Here is a 20,209-nt window from a genome sequence, read left to right as displayed (position 1 = left end):
TCGCCCCAGCGTCACCTGTCTCTACTCGGAGATACGTGCGCGGCCGGGGCGCGAGGGCCGTGTCGCCGCTGCCCCCGCGTGCCTGGCGCGCGTGCGATCTCACCTACGCGAGATTGCGTTTATGGATGGTATTTTCCTGCAGCAACTGGTCAATGGCCTGACCCTCGGGTCGGTCTATGGCTTGATCGCCATCGGCTACACAATGGTCTATGGCATCATCGGCATGATCAACTTCGCGCACGGCGAGGTGTACATGATTTCCGCGTACCTCGCGGCGATCAGCCTGGCATTGCTGGCTTATTTCGGTATTGAATCGTTCCCGCTGCTGATGTTGGGCACCTTGTTGTTCACCATCGTGGTCACCGGCGTGTACGGCTTCACCATCGAACGCATCGCCTACCGCCCCCTTCGCAACTCCACCCGCCTGGCCCCGCTGATCAGCGCCATCGGCATTTCGCTGATCCTGCAGAACTACGCGCAGATCAGCCAGGGCGCCCGCCAGCAAGGCGTGCCGACCCTGCTCGAAGGCGCGATGCGCGTCGAAGTGGGGACGGGCTTCGTGCAACTGACCTACACCAAGATCTTCATTCTCGTCGCTGCCTTCGCCGGCATGGCCTTGCTCACCTACGTGATCAAGTACACCAAGTTGGGGCGCATGTGCCGCGCCACCCAGCAAGACCGCAAGATGGCCTCGATCCTGGGCATCAACACCGACCGGGTGATTTCCTACGTGTTCGTCATCGGCGCCGTGATGGCCGCCCTGGCCGGGGTGCTGATCACCCTCAACTACGGCACCTTCGACTTCTACGCAGGCTTCATCATCGGCATCAAGGCCTTCACCGCCGCGGTGCTCGGCGGTATCGGCTCGCTGCCGGGCGCGATGCTGGGCGGGATCATCCTCGGGGTCTCGGAGTCGCTGTTCGCCGGCTTGATCAACTCCGACTACAAGGACGTGTTCAGCTTCTCGCTGCTGGTCCTGATCCTCATCTTCCGACCCCAGGGCCTGCTGGGTCGCCCGCTCGTGGCCAAGGTGTGAACATGTCTTCTGCCCATACTGCTTCTCCCGCGCTGGACATCAAGAAAAGCCTGATCGAAACCCTGGTCGCCGGCCTGCTGGCATTGATCGTGTTCGGCCCGGTGGTCGGCGTCGTGCTCGACGGCTACAGCTTCAACGCCGAACCCACCCGCGTCGCCTGGTTGGTGGGCGCGGTGATGGTCGGCCGCTTCCTGCTCAGCCTGTACCTGCAGACCGCCCCCGGCCAACGCCTGCTGCAAAGCTTCGAAAGCAATGGCTCCGGGGTGCACGTGCGGCCGGTGGACTACAAGTCGCGGCTGCGCTACATCATCCCGGCGCTGGTGGTGATCGCCATCGTGTTCCCGATCTTCGCCAACAAGTACCTGCTGACGGTGGTCATCCTCGGCCTGATCTACGTGCTGCTCGGCCTCGGTCTGAACATCGTGGTCGGCCTGGCCGGGTTGCTCGACCTGGGCTACGTGGCCTTCTACGCCATCGGCGCCTATGGCCTGGCGCTGGGCTACCAGTACCTGGGCCTGGGCTTCTGGAGCGTGCTGCCGCTGGCGGCCATCGCGGCGGCCTTGGCCGGGTGCGTCCTGGGCTTTCCGGTGTTGCGCATGCATGGCGACTACCTGGCGATCGTCACCCTGGGCTTTGGCGAGATCATCCGCCTGGTGCTGAACAACTGGCTGTCGTTCACCGGCGGGCCGAATGGCATGCCGGCGCCGTCGCCGACCTTCCTGGGGCTGGAGTTCGGCCGGCGGGCCAAGGATGGCGGGGTGCCGTTCCATGAGTTCTTCGGCATCGATTACAACCCCAATCTGAAATTCCTGTTCATCTACATCGTGCTGTTTCTGGTGGTGCTGGCCGTGCTGTACATCAAGCACCGGCTGACCCGCATGCCGGTGGGCCGGGCCTGGGAAGCGCTGCGCGAAGACGAGATCGCCTGCCGCTCCATGGGCCTGAACCACGTGCTGGTCAAACTCTCGGCCTTCACCCTCGGCGCTTCCACGGCAGGCCTGGCAGGGGTGTTCTTCGCCACCTACCAAGGCTTCGTCAACCCTTCCTCATTCACCTTCTTCGAGTCGGCGCTGATCCTTGCCATCGTGGTGCTGGGCGGCATGGGCTCGACCGTGGGCGTGGTGATCGCGGCCTTCGTGCTGACCGTGGCCCCGGAACTGCTGCGCAGCTTCTCCGAGTATCGAGTGCTGCTGTTCGGCGTGTTGATGGTATTGATGATGATCTGGCGCCCGCGCGGGCTGATTCGGATCAGCCGCGCCGGCGTGCCGGTACGCAAGGGGGTAGCGCCATGAGCGATGAAGTCATTCTGTCGGTCGAACACCTGATGATGCAGTTCGGCGGCATCAAGGCGCTCAGCGACGTCAACCTGAAGGTCAAACGCAACCAGATCTTCGCCCTGATCGGCCCCAACGGCGCCGGCAAGACCACGGTGTTCAACTGCCTGACCGGTTTCTACAAGGCCACCGGCGGGCGCATCGAGCTGAACGTGCGCGGTGCGCGCACCGACGTGATCCAACTGCTCGGCGAGCGTTTCCGCGCCGCCGACTTCGTGTCCCCGGCGCGCTTCGGCAGCCGGCTGTACTACAAGATGTTCGGCGGTACCCACCTGGTCAACCGGGCCGGCCTGGCGCGTACCTTCCAGAACATTCGCCTGTTCCGGGAGATGTCGGTGGTGGAGAACCTGCTGGTGGCCCAGCACATGTGGGTCAACCGCAACCTGCTGGCCGGCGTGCTCAACACCCCCGGTTACCGCAAGGCCGAGAGCGACGCGCTGGACCACGCCTTCTACTGGCTGGAGGTGGTCGACCTGGTGGATTGCGCCAACCGCCTGGCCGGTGAGCTATCGTACGGGCAGCAGCGTCGTCTGGAGATCGCCCGGGCGATGTGCACGCGGCCCAAGATCATCTGCCTGGACGAGCCGGCCGCCGGCCTCAACCCGCAGGAAACCGAGGCCCTGAGCCGCATGATCCGCGTGCTGCGCGACCAGCACGACATCACCGTGGTGCTCATCGAGCACGACATGGGCATGGTCATGAGCATTTCCGACCACATCGTGGTGCTCGACCACGGCAACGTGATCGCCGAGGGCACGCCCCAGGCCATCCGCGACAACCCGACGGTGATCGCCGCCTACCTGGGTGCCGACGAAGAGGAACTGGTATGACCGCACCCATTCTCGAACTGCGCGACCTGAACGTGTTCTACGGCCCGATCCAGGCGCTCAAGGGCGTATCGATGCACATCGCCCCAGGCGAAACGGTGAGCCTGATCGGCGCCAACGGGGCTGGCAAGTCGACCTTGCTGATGTCGATCTTCGGCCAACCGCGGGCGGCTTCCGGGCAGATCCTCTACGAAGGCACCGACATCACCCGCAAGAGCTCGCACTACATCGCCTCCAACGGCATCGCGCAATCCCCGGAAGGGCGCCGGGTGTTCCCCGACATGACCGTCGAGGAGAACCTGATGATGGGCACCATCCCCATCGGCGACAAGCACGCCGACGAAGACATGCAGCGCATGTACGAGCTGTTCCCACGCCTCAAGGAGCGCCGTTCGCAGCGCGCCATGACCATGTCCGGGGGCGAGCAGCAGATGCTCGCCATCGCCCGCGCGTTGATGAGCCGGCCACGCTTGCTGCTCCTCGACGAGCCTTCGCTGGGGCTGGCACCGATCGTGGTGAAGCAGATCTTCTCCACCTTGCGCGAGCTGGCGCAGACCGGCATGACCATCTTTCTGGTGGAGCAGAACGCCAACCATGCGTTGAAGCTGTCGGACCGCGCCTATGTGATGGTCAACGGGCAGATCCGCATGACCGGCACCGGGGCGCAGTTGCTGGCCAACGATGAAGTGCGCAACGCCTACCTCGGAGGGCACTGACAGGCATGTGATGCCCGATGTGGACAACTTGTCGCACCCAAGCCCTACAGCGCCCGTCTCCAGCGCTGTGGGGCTGTTTGTTCACAGGGTGAGAAGTGTCCACCGTTTGTGTGGGACTGCCTGTGGAAAACGTGGTGGTATGTGGCTGTAGGCCTTGTCTCATGAGGGATACAGAGGTTTGTACGTTTTTTAGCCATATTGAGCATCGGTAGCTTCGCCGTGCGTCTGGTCGCTTGCCGAACGCCTATTCCCAGATTGAGAAAATCTGTGGATAAGTCTGTGCAAAAGCTCTGTGCAAAATGCTGCATGCTTCGCCGTTGCAGGGCTGTAGCGGTGGACGGGATTGCACAAAGACGCGTGGCTCTGAAGCCACTCCGCATAATTGCCCCCAATCTGTGGGGAAAGCCTTGTGGATAACATGCGCATAGCTGGCGCAATGCCAAGCGCCGCCTGGGTTGGCAAGTGTTGATCAATTTATGTACAGCTCAGGCTCGGCTTGCCGTGCCACGACCTGGCGGGGCATGCTGCGCGACCGTTGAATGCCCTGACAGGCCAAGGAGAACCCCCATGACAGCCACCGTATTCATCACTGGCGCCACCTCTGGTTTCGGTGAGGCGACCGCCCGGCGCTTCGCCGCGGCAGGTTGGAAACTGGTCCTCACCGGCCGGCGCAAGGATCGCCTCGACGCTCTGTGCGCCGAGTTGTCCACAAGCACCGAAGTGGTCGGCCTAGTGGTCGACGTGCGTGACCGCGAAGCCATGCGGGCAGCCATAGACAGCCTGCCGCCGAGCTTCGACACCTTGCAGGGCCTGGTCAACAACGCCGGTCTCGCCTTGGGCGCGGACGCTGCGCAGAACTGCGACCTCGACGATTGGGAAACCATGGTCGACACCAACATCAAAGGCCTGATGTTCACCACGCGCCTGCTGCTCCCGCGATTGATCGCCCATGGGCGTGGCGCTTCGATCCTCAACGTCGGCTCGGTGGCCGGCAACTATCCCTATCCGGGTAGCCATGTGTATGGCGGCACCAAGGCATTCGTCGGCCAGTTCTCGCTCAGCCTGCGCTGCGACCTGCGCGGCACCGGTGTGCGGGTCAGCAATCTGGAGCCCGGCCTGTGCGAAAGCGAATTCTCGCTGGTGCGCTTCGGCGGCGACCAGTCGCGCTACGACGCCACCTACGCCGGTGCCGAAGCGATCCAACCGACCGACATCGCCGACACCATCTTCTGGGTGCTCAACCAACCGGCGCACATCAACGTCAACAGCCTGGAAGTGATGCCGGTCAGCCAGGACTGGGCGGGCTTCGCCATCGATCGTGGCGCCAAGGGCTAATCCTCAGGTTCAAAGACCGGCTGGCGCGGTGGTGCATTCGTAGTCACCGCGCCTGTGCTCAACCGATCCGTCGCAAGCCTTCCAGCGCCGTCGCCAAGTGGTAGGGGGTGGTGGATGGCATGTCGTGGCGGCTCACTGCGCCATCGGCATTGCGGCATTCGTGCCAGCCGCCGGCATGCAGGAATTCGGCTTCCAGGGCGGTCAACTGGCGCAGCAGACGCTCGTCCGCCTCAGGCCGTAAGGTCAGCGCACGCAGGTATTCGGCCTTGGCCCAGATGCGCTGGGTGGCGTCGAGCACGCGGCCGTCGGGCGTCAGCGTCGCCACCACCGCCGTGCCTCGCACGCCCTGGCGCTCGGCATGGGCGAACGCACGGTCGATGGCCTGGTGCAAGGCGCCGCCGCGTAGCAATGGCGAAGTGTCGAGCAGGAAGAACCATTCGAACTGGTGGCCGGGTTCGAACCAGTTGTCCACAGCGCCCAGCGGTTTTTCCAGCATCACGCCGTAAGCAGGATCGATGAACTGGCGCTGCAACGCGTCGCACAGTGTCAGCAGGGCGCGCTGCACGGCTGGGTCGTCGCGCACGGCCAGCACCTGCAGGAAGGCCTCGGCCAAGTGCATCAGGGGGTTCTGCAAAGGACCGCTGCCCAGGCCGCTCCAATCCTCGCCCAGGTTGGCTTCGTACAGGCCATCGTCACGGCGCAAATGCGTTTCGATCTGCCTGAGCACATCCTCCACCACTGCCAGCACACGCGGCTCGCGCACCTGGCCCCAGTAGTGCGCGCAGGCGAACAGGATGAAGGCGTGGGTGTAGAGGTCCTTGCGCCGGTCCAGGGGTTGGCCTTGCGCATCGATGCTGTAGAACCAGCCACCGTGCTCGACATCGACGAAGTGGCGTTGCAGCGAATCGAACAGCGCCGCCGCGCGCTGCGCCGCACCGGGCCGTTGCAGGCGGCTGCTGAACAGGTAGAGCTGGCGTGCGCAGGCCATGGCCCGGTAGCGCTTGACCGGCTCGGGCCGATGGTCGACGGCCAGCGCCTCGAAAGGCAACGCCAGCTCGGCGTTCCAGCCCGGGCCTTGCCAGAGCGGCACGATGCAGTCGTCGAAGTGCTGGCGTAGGCGCGCCAGGCGCTGGGCCAACGCGGGCGATGGAGGCGGGGTATGGGGCATGGCGGTGCTCGTCACGATCAGGCAGGGCGCCATGGTAGCAGATGTGCTCGCCGGGCTCGGCGGGGCCGTAGGAGGTCAGTCGAAGGCGTTGGCGCTGTGCCAGTGCCGGGCACCGACGAAGATCAGGCGCAGTTGCTGGGCGATCTTTTCCTGGGCAGTGAAGGGTTCGGGGCTGTCGGGGTCGGGACTGTCGATCAGCTCGGGCAGGGTGGCGAACACGGTCTTGACCACCAAATCGGCCATCATCGCCAGGCCTGCGCTGTCCAGGTGCTGCCAGCGCGGCATGCGCGCCAGGTCCGTGGCCAGGTCCGAGCTGATGCCCTGGCGCAGACGCGCGATGGCTTGGCGCACGGCCTGGGAACCGCCGTACTGCTCGCGGGCGAGGAACAGGAACTGGGTGCGGTGGGCATTGACCACGTCGAGAAAGATGCGCACCGATGCGTCGGTGATGCCGCCCAGCTCGAATTCGTTGTGCCGTACGCGGCGGATGGTGTCGCGGAAAGTGGCCTCGACCTCGGCGACCAGGGCCAGGCCCAGAGCATCCATGTCGGGGAAGTGGCGATAGAAACCAGTGGGCACGATGCCAGCGCTGCGCGCCACCTCACGCAAGCTGATGCCACCGAAACCGCGCCCGCTCTGCATCAGCGCGCAGGCGGCATCGAGCAGGGCCTGACGGGTCTGGAGCTTCTGTTCGGCGCGCGGCAGCATGGGCGACATTCTTGGGAAGTACGGCAGCGCACTCTAGTGAAAAGCGGGAAGGCTGGTCAATCCGCGTGGGGCGTTGCGGCTGCGCTCGGAAGGCGTTGGGGAGGGGAGGCCAGGGCCTGCGGGGCTCGCTCGACGCAGGACCTGGGAGAGGGACGGGAAGCAGTGCGAACGGGGTAGGAAAACGCCGGCCGACTCAACTGACATGGCCCCGTTCGATCAGGCGATCGGAGCCGCCTTCGGCGATACGGTTGTCGCGTTCGATCAGGCGATCGGAGCCGCCTTCGGCGATACGGTTGTCGCGTTCGATCAGGCGATCGGAGCCCCCTTCGGCGATGCGGTTGTCGCGTTCGATCAGGCGATCGGAGCCCCCTTCGGCGATGCGGTTGTCGCGTTCGATCAGGCGATCGGAGCCGCCTTCGGCGATGCGGTTGTCGCGTTCGATCAGGCGATCGGAGCCGCCTTCGGCGACCGGTTGCAGCGGCTTGAGAATCACCGCGTCACTTGGATGGGCCTGGGCGGTCGGGCCTTGCTCCTGAGCGGGCAACGCATAAGCCTGGGCAGCGAGAGCAGAGAGCAACAGGGTCAGCAACAGTGGGCGTTTCATGGCGATTGCGCTCCTTGGGGGCGCTGGACGGTGGGGATGTAGGCCATGCTACGCGCGCTGCCGGGAGAGACCATTTCATCAGGCTGATGGTGAACATCATTCGTTTTCATGGTTCTTAAAACGCTTTATTTATCAAAAGGTTGAATAGACGAACCGCACGCTTGCAGCGCCCCGTCGAGGCGTCGGCCGAGGACGTTAATCGCGCCGTAACCCCCAAGTGCCTGGAAAATTCTCCGCTATGCTGCGGGAAGGGATTAAACCCAGGCGGTTTTCATCAGTCCCACTAAACATCAGTTCACCCCCGCCTGCTGCATGGCCCGACGTCAGGAGAAACCCCGCAATGACGCGCCCGCTTCGAGTCCTCGTCTGGACGCTCGCCACCCTTTTGACCCTGCTGGCGATTCTCGTCGTGGTCATCGCCACCTTCGACTGGAACCGCGCCAAGCCGCTGCTCAACGAGAAAGTGTCCGAGGCCTTGCACCGGCCTTTTGCCATCAACGGCAACCTGGCCGTGCACTGGCGGCGTTCGCCCGAGGAAGGCGGCTGGCGCGCCTGGGTGCCATGGCCGCATTTCACCGCCGAAGACATCACCCTGGGCAACCCCGAGTGGCTGAAGGAACCGCAGATGGTCGGCCTGGAACGCGTCGACTTCCGCCTCGCGCCCTTGCCGCTGATCGCCCAGACCATCAGCATCCCGCGCATCGACCTGGTCAAGCCGACCGCCAGCCTGACGCGCCTGGCCGATGGCCGCGCCAACTGGAATTTCGATTTCGGGCCCAAGGACGAAAATGCCGAGCCGTCGAAGTGGGTGATGGACATCGGCGCCATTGGCTTCGACGAAGGTAACGTCAGTTTCGACGACGAAACCCTGAAGACCAGCGTCAAGGTGCGCATCGACCCGTTGGGCAAACCCATCCCCTACAGCGACATCGTCGGCAAGGCCCGCGCCGAGAAGACCGGCGACGCCCAGGACTACGCCTTCGGCTTCAAGGCCGAAGGCCGTTACAAAGGCCAGGCGGTCGCCGCCACCGGCAAGATCGGCGGCCTGCTGGCCTTGCAGGATGCCAAGCAACCGTTCCCCGTGCAGGTCGATGCCCGCGCCGGCGACACCCGCGTCCGCGTGGCCGGCACTCTGACCGACCCACGCAATCTCGGCGCGCTGGACCTGCGTCTGCGCCTGTCGGGCCAGAGCTTGGGCAACCTCTATCCACTGACCGGCGTCACCCTGCCCGACACGCCGCCGTACTCCACCGACGGTCGCCTGCAAGCCAACCTGCACGATGCCAATGGCGCATCGTTCAAGTACCAGGACTTCAACGGCAAGATCGGCGACAGCGACATCCATGGCGAGCTGGCCTACGTCGCCAGCCAGCCGCGGCCCAAGCTGTCGGGCAAGCTGGTGTCCAACCAGTTGCTGTTCAAAGACCTGGCGCCCTTGATCGGTGCCGACTCCAACACCGAACAGAAAAAACGCGGAGGTGCCAGCAAGCAGCCCAGCGACAAGGTGCTGCCGGTCGAGGAATTCCGTACTGAACGCTGGCGCGCGATGGACGCCGACGTCGAGTTCAGCGGCAAGCGCATCGTGCAGGCCGAAGAACTGCCGTTCACTGACCTTGCGGCCCATGTGGTGCTCGACGATGGTCTGCTGCAGCTCAAACCGCTGCGTTTCGGCGTGGCCGGCGGCAACCTCAGGGCCAACATTCGTCTGAACGGGCGTGACACGCCGATGCAGGGCCATGTGCAGATGACCGCCCGCGGCTTCAAGCTCAAGCAGCTGTTTCCGACCTTCGCACCCATGCAGACCAGCTTCGGCGAGCTGAATGGCGATGCCGACCTCAGCGGCCGTGGCAATTCGGTGTCGGCATTGCTGGGCACGGCCAACGGCGACCTGCGCATGCTGATCAACGATGGCGCCATCAGCCGCAGCCTGATGGAAATCGCCGGGCTGAACGTGGGCAACTATGTGGTGGACAAGCTGTTCGGCGACGAGGACGTGAAGATCAACTGCGCTGCGGCCGATGTGGGTATCAAGGATGGCCTGGGCAGCACGCGGGTGTTCGTCTTCGATACCGAGAACGCGATCATCTACATCGAGGGCACGGCCAACTTCGCCACCGAGCGCCTGGACCTGAAGATCACGCCTGAATCCAAGGGCTTCCGCCTGTTCTCGTTGCGCTCGCCACTGTACGTGCGCGGCGCGTTCGCCAAGCCCAGTGCCGGTGTGCAAGCCGTGCCGTTGGCGCTGCGTGGCGCCGGCATGATCGCCCTGGGCGTGGCGGCCGGTCCGGCTGCGGGGCTGTTGGCGCTGATCGCGCCAGGTGACAACGAAGACAACCAGTGCAAGCCGCTGCTGCAACAAATGCGCTCGGGCAAGGCGCCGGCTGCGGTCAAGGGCAAGAAGTAGGCGAGGGCGGTGGGGCACGTTCGTGGGGGCGCAGGCTCAGCGCCGTTCCATCGCAGCCTGCGCCGTGTGCAGCCATGGGCCGGTGAAGCCGCCCCACTCAGGCACTGTTGAGCACCTGGCGCAAGCCGATTGCAGCCATTGGGCCTGCTGCGCAGGCCATCGCGGCTTATTGGACGTATGGGGATTTATAGGAGCGGCCGGTTCGGCGCTCCGATTAGCCGCAATGGGCTGCAACGCAGCCCCAACACAGGCAAAGCCGGCTTCCAAGCAAATCGCAGATAAAAAATCCCCCACACAAAAAAGAGCCGCATCAGCGGCCCTTTTGGTTACAGCGTGGAAGCACCAAGCACTTACAGCCCTTGCAGCAGATCCGCCATGTCATCGGCGTGCTCTTCTTCCTGGGCCAGGATGTCTTCGAAGATGCGGCGGGTGGTCGGATCCTTGTCGCCGATGTACTGGATGATTTCACGGTAGCTTTCGACGGCGATGCGCTCGGCTACCAAGTCTTCCAGCACCATTTCTTTCAGGGTAGCGCCAGCGACGTATTGAGCGTGGGAATTCTTGCTCAGGTTGTCGGGGTTGAAGTCCGGCTCGCCGCCCAGTTGCACGATGCGCTCGGCCAGTTTGTCGGCGTGCTCGGACTCTTGCTGGGCATGCTCGAGGAACTCGTCGGCAACGATGGAGGCTTTCACGCCGCTGGCCATGAAGTAGTGGCGCTTGTAGCGCAGCACACACACCAGCTCGGTCGCCAGCGAGCCGTTCAGCAGGCGAATGATCTCTTCACGGTCGGCTTTGTAGTCCTGGGTCACCGGACCGTCTTCGACGTTCTGACGGGCACGTTGGCGCAGGGTTTGTACATCGGTCAGTTCAGCGTTGCTCATGAATATCTCCAAAAAGCTCAGGAATAGGATTCAGGTAGCGGGGTGAGAGGTTCAGGCGCCGGGTGTGTTGCGGCGTTCCTCTTCGCGTTGTTTGCAGGTCTTGAAGCCCTTGGCATCGACGTGCCCGGTCGCGTCAAAACGTACGTAATAGGGTTGCTGGTTACCGTCACGGTTGAGGATGTAATCGTTGCAGGTGCCGCCGTTGGGCAAATCCACAACGGTCGACGGGCTACCGCCGATAGCGATGACCTTCTGCATGGTCATGCCGTCCTCGACCTGCCTGACCAACGGCTCGTGCCGGAAGGTGACATGGTCCACCGGATTTTCCGGGTGGCTGCTGCAGGCGGCCAGGGAAGCGCCGACCAGGAGAAGTGCCAAAGTCTGTTTGTACATGGGTCCTGCTCCGTGATGAGGTCTGTATGGGTTTTGAACCGCACGGCGCGACGGGAGTTCGATCAAAATAGTGGCACCTGGGTCAAGCCCCTCAGATACCGAGCGTTTGGGGAAGGTGTTGCAAATCTTGTCTACACTCATTCTCAGCACGCGCATCCACGCGCGGCCTTCAGGAGACTCGCCATGAACCGGACATTCGCCCCCCAAGCCCTTGCCATCCCCGCCCTGATGCTGGCCATGCTCGCCAGCGTGCCCAGCCATGCGGCCACCCCACAGCAGGAGAAGATGAAAACCTGCAACGCCGAGGCCAGTGCGCAAACGCTGACGGGCGACATGCGCAAGGCCTTCATGAGCAAATGCCTCAAAGCCAAACCGGCCACCCAGCAGGAAAAGATGAAGACGTGCAACGCCGATGCCAGCGCGAAGACGCTCAAGGGCGATGAACGCAAGGCCTACATGAGCGAGTGCTTGAAGAAGTGAATGGTGGATGCGGCTGCGTAGTCGGGCAGCGAACTGTCGCTTCGTGAAGCGACCAGTTAACACCCAGCGCCGCCCAATGCTTTCGATGCAACGCCGACCGCAGCATGTAGTCGCGGTCACCCTCGTTCGAACAGGCCATCGCCCCAAGGCTTTCAAGCCAGCTCCTGTCCCCGTCAGAGCACCGGCAGGCCTGGCAGGCATCCTGCCGTCAGATGTTTCGAGGCAACGCCGAACACGGCACGCGTAGCCAGATCCCAGTGTGCGACCAGGTCGGGCGCTTTGCATCGACCCCGTTCGCGATCGGAGTGCCAGCAAACCTCGTCAGCATCTGCTCTCGAAGTCTTGCCATCGGGATGCGTACGCACGTTGCCGGATCGCATCGCGCGCCTTTCGCCCTGGTACCCGGCGCCGACTATGTTTGCGGCCGGAACGCTGGCAGACTGCGGGTCTTTCCGATGTCTGCCGTCGAGGCTGTATGACCTTCACCCCCCGCCAGATCACCATTGCCAGTTGGATCATCGTCTTCGCCGGGTTATTGCTGGCGCTCCCTTTGAAACTGCTCCCCAGCCTGCTCGCCGGATTGCTCGTCTACGAACTGGTCAACATGCTCACCCCACGCCTGCAGCCGCTGCTGCCCGGTCGGCGCGCGCGCTGGTTGTCGGTGGCCCTGCTCGGCACGCTGGTGGTGCTGACCCTGTCGCTGTTGATCGCCGGCGCCTTCAGTTTTCTCTTGCACGAAGCGGAAAACCCCGGCGCGTCGCTGGACAAGTTCATGGCCCTGGTGGACCGTGCGCGTAGCCAGTTGCCGCCGTTCATCGACAGCTACCTGCCGGCCAGCGCGGCCGAGTTCAAGGTGGCCATCGGCGATTGGCTCAAGGGCCATTTGAGCGAGCTGCAACTGGTCGGCAAGGGCATGGCGCACATGTTCGTGACCCTGCTGATCGGTATGATCCTCGGTGCCATCGTAGCCTTGCAGCGCCTGCCCGACATCTCCCGGCGCAAACCCCTGGCGGCCGCGCTGTTCGAGCGTTTGAGCCTGCTGGTGCAGGCGTTTCGCAACATCGTCTTCGCGCAGATCAAGATTTCCCTGCTCAACACCGCCTTCACCGGCATCTTCCTCGCCGTGGTACTGCCGTTGTTCGGCGTGCACCTGCCGTTGACCAAGACGCTGATCGTGCTGACCTTCCTGCTCGGCCTGCTGCCGGTGATCGGCAACCTGATCTCCAACACGCTGATCACCATCGTCGGCCTGTCGCTGTCGGTCTGGGTGGCGTTGGCGGCGTTGGGCTACCTGATCGTCATCCACAAGGTCGAGTATTTCCTCAACGCGCGCATCGTCGGCGGGCAGATCCGCGCCAAGTCCTGGGAGCTGCTGCTGGCGATGTTGATCTGCGAGGCCGCGTTCGGCCTGCCGGGGGTGGTGGCCGGGCCGATCTACTACGCCTATCTCAAAAGTGAGCTGCGGCGTATCGAGCTGGTCTGAGGCGCAGGCGGGCGCCTGCTCCGGCCAGCTCGGCCGGATGGTTCAGGCGGCGGGCACCAGGCCGTAGGCGGCCAGTTGCTCGACGCTGCCGCGGTGCTCGATCAGGCGCGGGTCGTTCAGCGGCAGGCGCTGGCCCAGCTCGCTTTGCAGAATCGCCTGCAACTTGACCCGGTTGACCTTGCCGTCGGCTTCGACGGCGCGACGCAGCTTGTCTGGCGCCACCTGGGCAGTTTCACCGTTTTTGTAGTAGATCGCGCCCGTGGCGAAGTCGACCCCCAAGGCGATCAGCCCCGGAACCACGTAGAACAGCAGGCCCACGGCATCCAGCGCGGCGATGCCCGGATCGATCTTGCCGTCGATCTGGCCGCGCCGGTCCGGGTAGAACAGCGTGCCGCAAGCGGTCAACTGGGTCAGCAAGGTGGCGATCACAACGCCACCGACGAAACGAGCACGAACGCGCATACACACCTCCAAATTCGAAAACCTTACCCCAGGCATGGGCCTTGGTTGGCCGTTATACTCGCTGGCCCGCCCGAGGACCACCATGATTTCATTGCCCATCGACGCCGTACTGCCCGCCTTGCGCCAAGCCCTCTGCGACCGCCACGAGGTCGTGCTCGAAGCGCCGCCCGGCGCCGGCAAGACCACCCGCGTACCGCTGGCCCTGCTGCACGAGCCGTGGCTGGCCGGGCAAAGCATCCTCATGCTCGAACCGCGCCGGCTGGCCGCCCGCGCCGCCGCCGAACGCCTGGCCAGCGAACTGGGCGAGCGGGTCGGGCAGACGGTCGGCTACCGCATCCGCCTGGACAGCAAGGTCGGCCCTGAGACGCGCATCGAAGTGGTCACCGAAGGCATCCTCGCCCGTCGCCTGCAAGACGATCCGTCGCTCGAAGGCGTAGGCCTGGTGATCTTCGACGAATTCCACCTGCGCAACCTCGACGCCGACCTAGCCCTGGCCCTGACCCTCAACGGCCGCGAGATGCTGCGCGACGATCCGCCGCTCAAGGTGCTGCTGATGTCGGCCACGCTGGAAGGCGAGCGCCTGTCGCGCCTGCTCGACGAGGCGCCCATCGTCACCAGCCAGGGCCGCATGTTCCCGGTGCAGACCCGCTGGGGTGCGCCGTTCCAGAGCGGCGAGTTCATCGAACCACGGGCAGTCGCCGCGTGTTTGCAGGCGTTGGACGAGCAGCCCGGCAGCCTGCTGGTGTTCCTCCCCGGCCAGGCCGAGATTCGCCGCGTGCATCAGGGTTTGATCGAAGCCCTGGGCGAGCGCGCCGACATCCTGCTGTGCCCGTTGCACGGCGAGCTGGACCTCGCCGCCCAGCGCGCCGCCATCGAGCCGGCGCCTGCGGGCGTGCGCAAAGTGGTGCTGGCGACCAATATCGCCGAAACCAGCATCACCATCGAAGGCGTGCGCGTGGTGGTCGACGCCGGCCTGGAGCGGGTGCCGTGCTTCGACCCGCGCAGCGGCATGACCCGCCTGCTGACCCAGCGCATCGCCAGGGCCAGCGCCACCCAGCGCGCCGGCCGCGCCGGGCGCCTGGAACCGGGGATGTGCTACCGGTTGTGGTCCGAAGCGCAACACGAACAACTGGCCGCCTACGCCGCCCCGGAGATCCACCAGGCCGACCTCGCCGGGCTCGCCCTGCAACTGGCGCGCTGGGGCGTGCAGCCCGGCGAGCTGCGCTGGCTCGACGCGCCACCGGCCGCCGCCTTCGCCCAGGCCCGCGACCTGCTGCGGCGCCTGGGTGCGCTGACGGCCGACGGCGGCCTGACCCGTCACGGCCAGGACATGGCGCATCTGCCGGCCCACCCGCGCATCGCCCACCTGCTGCTGCGCGGCCAGCACCTGGGCCTGAGCGCCCTGGCCTGCGACCTGGCCGCGCTGCTCGGCGAGCGCGACATCCAACGCGGCGCCGAGGGTGCCGATATCCACAGCCGCCTGGCCCTGCTCGGCGGCCAACAGCGCGCGCAACGCGGCGAGCAGGGCGGGGTGCAGCGCGCCCGGCAACTGGCGCGCCAGTACCGCGGGCAGCTGCGCGGCTCGCCCGGCACGCCTGTCTGCGACCCGCAGCACCCACGCTGGGTCGGCGCGCTGCTGGCCTTCGCCTATCCCGACCGCATCGCCCAGCAACGCCGCCCCAGCGGCGGCGAATATCGTCTGGCCAATGGCCGCGCGGCGCTGTTCGCCACCCCCGATGCGTTGATGAAGCACCCTTGGCTGGTGATCGCCGACCTGGGTAGCCGGCAAGGCCAGCGTGAGGAGCGGATCTACCTGGCGGCCGACTTCGACCCGCAGTTGCTGGACGATGTGTTGAGCGAGCAGGTCAGCCAGGTCGACGAGCTGGACTGGGACGAGCGCGAAGGCGTGCTGCGCGCCGAGCGCCAGCGCAAGGTCGGCGAACTGGTGCTGGCGAGCGAGCCGCTGCGCGACCTCGACACCGCCACACGGGTGCAGGCGCTGGTCAACTACGTGCGGCGCAAGGGTCTGGAGCTGTTGCCCTGGACCCCGGAATTGCGCCAGTGGCAGGCCCGCGTGGCGCTGCTGCGCAGCCTGGAGCCGGAAGAGGCGCGCACCTGGCCGGACCTGAGCGACGCTACCCTGCTGGCGACCCTGGAACACTGGCTGGCGCCTTACCTGGAGCGCGTCGGCCGGCTCAGCCATTTCGGCCAGCTCGACCTGTCCAACATCCTGCGCAACCTGCTGCCCTGGCCGTTGCCGCAACAGCTCGATGCCCAGGCGCCGCAGACCCTGCACGTCCCCTCAGGCTCCAACATCCGCATCGACTACAGCGAACAGCCCCCGGTGCTGGCGGTGCGCTTGCAGGAACTGTTCGGCCTGGCCGACACCCCGCGCATCGCCAACGGCCGCCAGGTGCTCAAACTGCACCTGCTGTCGCCGGCACGCCGACCGGTACAGGTGACGCAAGACCTGGCCAACTTCTGGCGCACGACCTATGCCGAGGTGAAGAAGGATTTGAAGGGGCGGTATCCGAAGCATTACTGGCCGGACGATCCGTTGGTGGCGGAGGCGACGGCGCGGGTGAAGCCGAAGGGAAAATGACTAATGCAACTCAACCGTACGATCGAAATGCATTATTTGGGGTGGGTATGCCAGAAATAGAAACCCCGGCTCGAGGCCGGGGCAGGTGTTACGTGGTCTTTGCAAGGAGTCGTAAGCGTTCGCTCATTGGAGCTCAGTGCCAACCGTTTGCGAATCGTAAGAGGCGTTGACACCGGTGTCAACCCCCTGCCTGCACCAGCGTCTAGTCATGAGAGAGACAAAAATGCCGCACACCGTTCGATACAGACCTCAATTGATAGATCAGCTTATTAGCGCCCAAAGAATTGCCAGCTATAGCAAAGTATTCACTACCAAAAGCGACGCAGAGCTGGTTGGCGTTTACCTATGGAACGCTTACGTGTGTGCGGCTTTTTATCCACTTTTATGCACTGTCGAAGTCACGTTGAGAAATGCCATTGATACGGCCCTTACTGCCGACCTAGGGAAGTATTGGTGGAAGAAAGGCACTTTGCAGTACAAAAGTTTCGCTCTCGGGGCTGCCAAGGCGCCATACCCTTTGGATCAGATAACCGGGAATTTTGCCGCTGCTTTCAACAGCGCTCAAAAAGACCGTTCGAAACGAATGGGTAAACGTTTCAAAGGCAAACCTGATCATCATGAAATTGTTGCCAAGACAGAATTTTCTACTTGGGAATTCATTCTGGAAAACGAGTTCATGGGGAATAACTTGATTTGGCCGAAGCATTTAGGAAAGGTGTTTAGAGGAACATGGCCGACGAGTGCGAACATGTTGCTGACGTGCAAGGATCGAGTCGCGCTCGTACGTACCTTTCGTAATCGTATATTCCACCATGAACCAGCCTGGAAACGCTCCAATGTTACCAACGAAAAACAGGCAGTTGCGCACTTGCATGAAAAGGCCGAAAAAATAACCGAACTTGTTTCATGGATCTCGCCTGAGAAAATTGATTTGCTCGAAAAAAGTGGAGTCCTGAAAAAGGTTCATCGTGCCTGCTCATTGTCTGAAATCGAGCGATTCAAGTACCTCTCTCAGGTCAGTTCAATCGACAGTATGGCCAAGTTTGTCGAGGTGGCTGAAGCGGCTAGAGCAAATGACGATACTGTGCGCATCCACATCAGTGGAACACAAAATTGCATCTACGAGCTTAATCCAATTTGATGGCTCAATAGTGGCGCTGCGTATCTCCATGAAAAGCGCGAATGATATGCGTTAGGATGCGCGAACCCTTGGAGCGGATGGATCTGGAAGATGGCATGCACAATCATCGTAGCCGACGACCACCCGCTGTTTCGCGAAGGCATGCGCTGGACGCTGCAGCGGTTGATCCCCGAGGCGTCCATCCAGCAGGCAGGCAATCTGGACGAAGTGCTGGCCCTGGCGCGCGGCGGCGAAGACGTCGATACGCTGATCCTCGACCTGCGTTTTCCCGGCCTGACTTCGCTGGAAACGATTGGCGAACTGCGTCGCGAGTTCAAGCGTACGTCCTTGATCGTGGTGTCGATGGTCGACGATGCCGAAGTGGTCGCCCAGGTCATTGCCCAAGGCGCCGATGGCTTCATTGGCAAGAGCGTCGACCCTACGGACATTGGCCAAGCCATTCTGGCCATTCGCGAGGGTGAAGTGGTGGTGCTGTACAACGCCGAGCAACCGCTGCACGACGGTCAACTAGGCGCGCTCACCGCGCGGCAGAGACAAGTGCTGGAGCTGATCGCAGCCGGCCGGACCAACAAGGAAATCGCCAAGGCCCTGGGCATCTCGCCGTTCACCGTGCGGATTCATGTCTCCACCTTGCTCAAAGCCCTGGACGTGCCGACGCGCGCTGCCGCCGCCGCGCGGTTGAGCAATTTCACCGGCGCGGGTGCATGGCTTCAATAGAAGGGCGCACGAGCGGACAATGCTGACCAGTCGCTAGTGAGGGGCGCCGTCCATCCGTTCCTGCCCCCGGCCTGAACAGCATCATTACCCTCTCATGAGACGGATCCCATGGAAAAGAACAGCGAACTCGACCAAGCCACCTTGCGCCTGTTCATCAGCAGTTTCGCCCTGGTCTATGTGCTGGCCCTGGCGCTGCTGGGCGTCGGCCAGTCCGTGCATTACACGCCGATCATCGTCTATATCGGTACGTTCATCTTCGTTTCGATCTTCCTGCGCCTGGCCATCAAACGCTGGCCGGGGCATTTCTTCTGGCGACGGCTGTTCGCCATGTTCCATGACTATGCCGGCATCGCCTTTTCCCTGGCCCTTGGCGGCGAGGCGGCGTTGCCGATCTATGCAGTGCTGCTGTGGGTGACTCTGGGCAACGGCATGCGCTTCGGCTCGCGTTATCTGGCCTGGGCCACCCTGATCGCGTTGTCGACCCTGGCGATGGTGTTCTGGTTCGACCCGTACTGGCATGCCCAGCCCTACATGTTCATGATGCTCATGGTGACCACCATCGTGGTGCCGGCCTATGCCCATGTGCTGCTCAAACGCACCCGTATCGCGTCGCAGGAGGCCACGGCGGCCAATCAGGAAAAGTCGCGCTTTCTCGCCCAGGCCAGCCACGACCTGCGTCAGCCGATCCACTCCATCGGCCTGTTCACCGCCTGCCTGCGCGATGCTCGATTGGGTCAGGAAGAGTTGCGCCTGGTGGACAACATCGACCGCTCCTTGCACACCGTGTCACAACTGTTCCGTTCCATCCTCGACATCTACACCCTTGACAACGGCCAGCTCGAACCGCAATCCGAGGCGGTAAACCTCAATGCGCTGTTGCAGGACGTGGTCAAACAGAACCAGGCCGCCGCGCGCTGGGCCGGCGTCGAATTGCGCTTGCGGCCCTGCCGGTATTGGGTCGAGGCCAATCCGGGACTGCTCACCACCATGGTGCAGAATCTGCTGTCCAACGCGCTCAAGTACGCCTCCGGCAAACCGGTGCTGATCGGTGTGCGCCCGCGCGGTCGGGGGGTGGCCATCGTCATCTACGACCAGGGTCGCGGCATCGCCCAGGAGCATCTGTCGGACGTGTTCAAGGAGTTCTACCGAGTGCGCCATGCGCGCGACAAGGATGTGGAGGGGCTGGGGCTGGGGCTGCCCATCGTCAGGCGTATCGGCCAGTTGCTCGATCTGAACGTGTACCTCGACTCACGTGTCGGGCGGGGCTCACGTGCCACCATCGAGGGGCTCGAACCCGTTGCGCCGGGCCGCGACATGCCATCGCCGCCGATGATTCACGACCGTCTGCAAGGTTTGCGGGTGTGCCTGGTGGAGGACGACGCCAGTGTGCTGATGGCGACCTCGGCATTGCTGGAAAAGTGGGGCTGCGAGGTGGAAGCGCACAGCGATGGGCTGAACGTGGTCACCGAGTGCGACATCATCATCGCCGACTATGACCTGGGGCCGAAGATCTCCGGTGCCGAGTGCATCGCCGCGATCCGCCAACGGCGCGGTCGGGCGGTGCCGGCGATGATCCTGACCGGGCATGAGATCGAACGGATACGACGCCTGGTAGACAACCTGGACATCGCCGTGCTGGCCAAGCCGGTACGGCCGCCGGAGTTGCGCATGGAGTTGCTGGAGCAAGTGAAAGCGAGGGTGGGGTAGGGGAAAGGCGTTCTGATCGAAGTGATGCACCCTTGGCAGCGCAGGGCAGCGTAATGGTGGTGATAGTGCCGTCGTGCGGGCTCTCGCGGCTGATCGGACTGCTGAACCACCGCCCCTACATTCGTAGGAGTGGCCGGGTCGGCGCTCCGATCAGTCGCGAGGGGTGAGAACGCCGCCACTATCCTGGCGATACCGACCCGTCAGACCGAGT

Annotated in this window: 18 protein-coding genes; 12 read left to right on the top strand and 6 right to left on the bottom strand. The window is 63.7% G+C overall.

The features are described from left to right. The first annotated feature begins 121 nt into the window (after nucleotides 1-121). From AA0Z93_RS04430 to AA0Z93_RS04410, 5 genes are all read left to right on the top strand, one after another. Complete coding sequence (locus tag AA0Z93_RS04430; RefSeq protein WP_296265990.1) at nucleotides 122-1,036, top strand: ABC transporter permease subunit; 915 nt, start codon at nucleotides 122-124, stop codon at nucleotides 1,034-1,036. 2 nt (nucleotides 1,037-1,038) lie between these two features. Then, a complete protein-coding gene (livM, locus tag AA0Z93_RS04425; protein ID WP_413046223.1) occupies nucleotides 1,039-2,328 on the top strand; it encodes a high-affinity branched-chain amino acid ABC transporter permease LivM in 1,290 nt (429 codons plus the stop codon). Further along, nucleotides 2,325-3,200 (top strand): ATP-binding cassette domain-containing protein, encoded by an 876-nt coding sequence (locus AA0Z93_RS04420; protein WP_296265987.1) that lies wholly within the window; start codon nucleotides 2,325-2,327, stop codon nucleotides 3,198-3,200. The genes livM and AA0Z93_RS04420 overlap by 4 nt, the downstream gene beginning before the upstream one ends. Beyond that, a complete protein-coding gene (locus AA0Z93_RS04415; RefSeq protein ID WP_413046224.1) occupies nucleotides 3,197-3,913 on the top strand; it encodes an ABC transporter ATP-binding protein in 717 nt (238 codons plus the stop codon). Before AA0Z93_RS04420 ends, AA0Z93_RS04415 begins: the two co-directional genes overlap by 4 nt. Nucleotides 3,914-4,480: 567 nt before the next feature. Next, the gene (locus AA0Z93_RS04410) at nucleotides 4,481-5,248 is read left to right on the top strand and encodes an SDR family NAD(P)-dependent oxidoreductase (protein WP_413046225.1); all 768 of its coding nucleotides are present in this window, start codon (nucleotides 4,481-4,483) and stop codon (nucleotides 5,246-5,248) included. Nucleotides 5,249-5,306: 58 nt separating this feature from the next. Here the strand turns inward: AA0Z93_RS04410 and AA0Z93_RS04405 are convergent, their stop codons facing one another. From AA0Z93_RS04405 to AA0Z93_RS04395, 3 genes are all read right to left on the bottom strand, one after another. Then, complete coding sequence (locus tag AA0Z93_RS04405) at nucleotides 5,307-6,416, bottom strand: AGE family epimerase/isomerase (protein WP_413046226.1); 1,110 nt, start codon at nucleotides 6,414-6,416, stop codon at nucleotides 5,307-5,309. Between the two features lie 75 nt (nucleotides 6,417-6,491). After that, entirely contained in the window at nucleotides 6,492-7,124 is a 633-nt protein-coding gene (locus AA0Z93_RS04400; protein WP_413046227.1) for a TetR family transcriptional regulator, read from the bottom strand. 193 nt (nucleotides 7,125-7,317) lie between these two features. Next, nucleotides 7,318-7,728 (bottom strand): phage infection protein, encoded by a 411-nt coding sequence (locus tag AA0Z93_RS04395; protein ID WP_413046228.1) that lies wholly within the window; start codon nucleotides 7,726-7,728, stop codon nucleotides 7,318-7,320. Nucleotides 7,729-8,068: 340 nt separating this feature from the next. On the opposite strand from AA0Z93_RS04395, the gene AA0Z93_RS04390 reads away from it, so the two are divergent. Further along, nucleotides 8,069-10,132: an AsmA family protein gene (locus tag AA0Z93_RS04390; protein WP_413046229.1), complete on the top strand. Its 2,064-nt coding sequence runs from the start codon at nucleotides 8,069-8,071 to the stop codon at nucleotides 10,130-10,132. A 350-nt stretch (nucleotides 10,133-10,482) separates the two neighbouring features. On the opposite strand, the gene AA0Z93_RS04385 is transcribed toward AA0Z93_RS04390, so the two are convergent. Further along, the gene (locus AA0Z93_RS04385) at nucleotides 10,483-11,013 is read right to left on the bottom strand and encodes a ferritin-like domain-containing protein (RefSeq protein ID WP_413046230.1); all 531 of its coding nucleotides are present in this window, start codon (nucleotides 11,011-11,013) and stop codon (nucleotides 10,483-10,485) included. A gap of 51 nt (nucleotides 11,014-11,064) precedes the next feature. Continuing rightward, nucleotides 11,065-11,406 (bottom strand): osmotically-inducible lipoprotein OsmE, encoded by a 342-nt coding sequence (osmE, locus tag AA0Z93_RS04380; protein WP_413046231.1) that lies wholly within the window; start codon nucleotides 11,404-11,406, stop codon nucleotides 11,065-11,067. Between the two features lie 183 nt (nucleotides 11,407-11,589). Here osmE and AA0Z93_RS04375 point away from each other — a divergent pair, with 183 nt between their 5' ends. Then, complete coding sequence (locus AA0Z93_RS04375; protein ID WP_413046232.1) at nucleotides 11,590-11,886, top strand: PsiF family protein; 297 nt, start codon at nucleotides 11,590-11,592, stop codon at nucleotides 11,884-11,886. A 475-nt stretch (nucleotides 11,887-12,361) separates the two neighbouring features. Continuing rightward, the gene (locus tag AA0Z93_RS04370; RefSeq protein ID WP_413046233.1) at nucleotides 12,362-13,369 is read left to right on the top strand and encodes an AI-2E family transporter; all 1,008 of its coding nucleotides are present in this window, start codon (nucleotides 12,362-12,364) and stop codon (nucleotides 13,367-13,369) included. A 42-nt stretch (nucleotides 13,370-13,411) separates the two neighbouring features. On the opposite strand, the gene AA0Z93_RS04365 is transcribed toward AA0Z93_RS04370, so the two are convergent. Next, complete coding sequence (locus AA0Z93_RS04365) at nucleotides 13,412-13,831, bottom strand: polyribonucleotide nucleotidyltransferase (protein ID WP_413046234.1); 420 nt, start codon at nucleotides 13,829-13,831, stop codon at nucleotides 13,412-13,414. An 82-nt stretch (nucleotides 13,832-13,913) separates the two neighbouring features. Between AA0Z93_RS04365 and hrpB the strand changes: the two genes are divergently transcribed. The 4 genes from hrpB to AA0Z93_RS04345 all read left to right on the top strand — a co-directional run bounded on the left by hrpB (nucleotide 13,914) and on the right by AA0Z93_RS04345 (nucleotide 19,998). Then, entirely contained in the window at nucleotides 13,914-16,433 is a 2,520-nt protein-coding gene (gene hrpB, locus AA0Z93_RS04360; RefSeq protein WP_413046235.1) for an ATP-dependent helicase HrpB, read from the top strand. 223 nt (nucleotides 16,434-16,656) lie between these two features. Continuing rightward, a complete protein-coding gene (locus AA0Z93_RS04355; protein ID WP_413046236.1) occupies nucleotides 16,657-17,574 on the top strand; it encodes a CAAX protease in 918 nt (305 codons plus the stop codon). A gap of 90 nt (nucleotides 17,575-17,664) precedes the next feature. Then, on the top strand, nucleotides 17,665-18,291 hold the full coding sequence (locus AA0Z93_RS04350; protein WP_413046237.1) for a response regulator: 627 nt from the start codon (nucleotides 17,665-17,667) through the stop codon (nucleotides 18,289-18,291). A 108-nt stretch (nucleotides 18,292-18,399) separates the two neighbouring features. Next, nucleotides 18,400-19,998: a hybrid sensor histidine kinase/response regulator gene (locus tag AA0Z93_RS04345; protein ID WP_413046238.1), complete on the top strand. Its 1,599-nt coding sequence runs from the start codon at nucleotides 18,400-18,402 to the stop codon at nucleotides 19,996-19,998. Nucleotides 19,999-20,209: the final 211 nt, after the last annotated feature.

Source organism: Pseudomonas phoenicis, from assembly GCF_047302395.1.
Lineage (GTDB): Bacteria > Pseudomonadota > Gammaproteobacteria > Pseudomonadales > Pseudomonadaceae > Aquipseudomonas.
Note: the sequence above shows the minus strand (reverse complement) of the source record. Positions and strands in the feature narration are given on the sequence as shown.